This window comes from uncultured Planktosalinus sp., from assembly GCF_963973675.1.
GTDB lineage: Bacteria > Bacteroidota > Bacteroidia > Flavobacteriales > Flavobacteriaceae > Planktosalinus.
In genome coordinates, this window is sequence record NZ_CAXBAN010000343.1 from 1 (window position 1) to 2913 (window position 2913).

A 2913-nucleotide genomic window follows, 5' to 3' on the forward strand; every position below is an offset into this window, starting at 1 on the left:
TAGTAGGACAAGTTACAAACATTTATTTTTGAAGTCACAATTCACACTTTAAAAAAATACCATGAACATTTTAATTTTAGGCTCCGGAGGAAGAGAACACGCTTTTGCTTATCAAATTTCAAAAAGTGTCTTGTGTAATAAACTTTTTGTGGCACCGGGCAATGCCGGAACCAACCAAATCGCTGAAAATATTAATATAGGAGTCAATGATTTTGAGAAGATTAAAAGCGTTGTTCTTAAAAAGAAAGTGAAAATGGTTGTCGTGGGCCCCGAAGACCCTCTTGTAAATGGTATAGTTGACTTTTTTGATAATGATGAAGAATTAAAAAACGTGATAATTATTGGGCCCTCTTTGGAAGGCGCAAAACTTGAGGGAAGTAAGGAGTTTGCGAAAGAGTTTATGATGGAATTCAATATTCCTACAGCATCCTATCAGAGCTTTACCAAAAATGAACTCATTAAAGGGTTACAATATATTGAAAGCACACCACCACCCTATGTTCTAAAAGCAGATGGCCTCGCTGCCGGAAAAGGCGTGGTAATCCTTGAAAACGCAACTAAAGCAAAAGCTGAACTGCAACAGATGCTGGTAGATGAAAAATTTGGAGCCGCAAGCAAAACGGTCGTGATTGAACAATTTTTAAAAGGTATTGAACTATCAGTATTTGCCTTGACAGACGGGAAAAACTATAAAATATTACCTACAGCCAAAGATTACAAACGCATTGGAGAAAGTGATACCGGATTGAATACCGGTGGAATGGGGGCCGTTTCTCCGGCTCCTTTTGCAGACGAGGAATTTATGCAAAAGATTGAAGAAAAAATAGTAAAACCCACTATAAAGGGCATACAAAAAAGAAAAATGAATTACAAAGGCTTTGTTTTTATCGGCCTGATAAAAGTGGATGACGAACCTTTTGTCATAGAATACAATGTGCGCATGGGGGATCCTGAAACTGAAGTAGTGCTCCCAAGAATTAAAAGTGACCTTGTTCAATTACTCAAAGCATCGTTTGAAGAAAAATTAAATGAAGTAAATTTAGAAATTGATGCTAAAGAGGCAACAACAATCATGCTGGTGTCCGGCGGATATCCGGAAGCTTATGAAAAAGGAAAAGAAATTTCAGGGTTAGAACAAACTAAAAACTCCATCATATTTCATGCGGGAACTATAGAAAAACAAGGAAAAATACTTACAAACGGAGGAAGGGTTTTAGCCATTACTTCACTGGATGACAATTGGAAAAAGGCTATAAAAAAATCCTATCAAAACGCTGAGATTATCAGCTTTGATAGGAAATATTTTAGAAAAGATATTGGTTTTGACTTATCCTAAATAGGAATGAGAAGTTGAAGTTTTGTCTTCTGTTCCTTCGTCATTATAATTTTTAAGCTCCTTTAACCAGTATATCATGGCAACAAAACCAATCACCAAAAAAAGCCAGTTTAAACCATTTGAAAGAAACCAATTACTTAGTTCCAATTCACGAATTCCATCTAATGGCTGTAACAAAACCGTTTCAGTTACAGATTCGATACCTTCAAAAAAACCTTTCCAACTCATAAGTTATTATATTTACAATGCAAAAATATAAAATAAAGTAATGCTAACAAGCTTTTTTGGAAAATCAAAGCCGGTAAATTATGTAATGGTTGCAGCTTTGATGACAATTTTTTTTGTGGGACATCATTTATTGAACACAAAATCAATTAACCCCCTCTCTGAAATTTTATTTCAAACCGGGATGCTTCTTATTTTTATGCTGACAATGTTACTGGCAGATTTTATTTCCAGAAAAAACAAACTAACTAACAATAATACGTTTGTGATTGTTGTGTTTGGGGTTTTTCTAACCGCATTTCCAGCCACCTTTCTAAACACTCAGGCTCTTATTTCTCATCTATTTATTTTGCTGGCCTTAAGAAGATTGATAAGTTTAAGAACGCAAAAAGACGTTCAAAAAAAAATCTTTGATGCGGGTTTGTGGATTTCATTAGCCTCTTGTTTTTACTTTTGGTCATTTCTGTTTATAATTTTCTTGTTTGGCTCTGTAATAGTTTTTGCGGGTAGAGATTTTAAAAACTATATCATTCCTTTTGTTGGAATGGCTGCGGTCATTATTTTAAGTAATGTTTATACGTTATTGATTCAAAATGCATTTTATACACCCATAGATTGGGTAGGAAATTTTGATTTTGATTTTACATTTTACAATCAATTAAAAATGCTGCTTCCCACATCAATTCTATTGACAATTTTGCTTTGGTTGAGCGGCTATTTTCTTTTCAAACATAACATCAAAAGCAAAAAACAAAAGAGCAATGTGATTCAATTATTTAGTTTGATTTTAATAGCGCTGGCATTGATGACTGTTACCCCACAAAAAAATGGTTCAGAAATAGTTTTTTTAGCTTTACCCTTTTCTATTTTAACAACTAATTTTTTAGAATCAAAAGGAGAAAAAAATTTTAAAGAGCTCCTTTTATGGATTTGGGTGTTATTACCAGCCGTAATTTTATTTATATCATGATTAAACGGTTAATAAACATAGAGAAAGAGTTAAAAAACCGATGGCAATACCCGTACAAATGGTATAGAAAACAAAATGATGTTTGGGATAACCACACTAACTTTATCTATACAATTTCTGATTGGAAAGAATTAATTCTAGCAATAGCCACAATCGTTCAAAACAAAAACCTCGACAAAAAAGAAACCTTCTATTACGCTGTCAATCGCTGGTATAATTTCTGGAGTGCTGTAGCGGTCGAAGAAATATTTTGCTCTCTTCCGGGTGTGTTCCCTTCAAAAAACAATAAAGACAGACTCATTGATTTTTCAATCAAAAGCATTCCTTTTGACCATAAAACATCTGTGTTTCCTAAAGGGTTCGGCAAAGGGTTTGCTTACGC

General features: G+C 34.0%; 3 protein-coding genes and 1 pseudogene. 3 read left to right on the forward strand and 1 reads right to left on the reverse strand.

Annotated elements, in window-relative coordinates; all coding sequences use genetic code 11:
* The first annotated feature begins 61 nt into the window (after positions 1–61).
* Positions 62–1336, forward strand: coding sequence for a phosphoribosylamine--glycine ligase (purD, locus tag AACY61_RS11645; protein WP_339611753.1), 1275 nt, complete (start codon positions 62–64; stop codon positions 1334–1336).
* On the opposite strand, the gene AACY61_RS11650 is transcribed toward purD, so the two are convergent.
* The gene (locus AACY61_RS11650; RefSeq protein ID WP_339611754.1) at positions 1328–1564 is read right to left on the reverse strand and encodes a uracil phosphoribosyltransferase; all 237 of its coding nucleotides are present in this window, start codon (positions 1562–1564) and stop codon (positions 1328–1330) included. The two genes, purD and AACY61_RS11650, sit on opposite strands and share 9 nt — an antisense overlap.
* A gap of 40 nt (positions 1565–1604) precedes the next feature.
* Between AACY61_RS11650 and AACY61_RS11655 the strand changes: the two genes are divergently transcribed.
* Both AACY61_RS11655 and AACY61_RS11660 read left to right on the forward strand, forming a co-directional pair.
* On the forward strand, positions 1605–2531 hold the full coding sequence (locus tag AACY61_RS11655; protein ID WP_339611755.1) for a DUF6427 family protein: 927 nt from the start codon (positions 1605–1607) through the stop codon (positions 2529–2531).
* Positions 2528–2913 (forward strand): annotated as a pseudogene (locus tag AACY61_RS11660) (hypothetical protein); the annotation flags it as partial. The gene AACY61_RS11655 and the pseudogene AACY61_RS11660, both read left to right, overlap by 4 nt.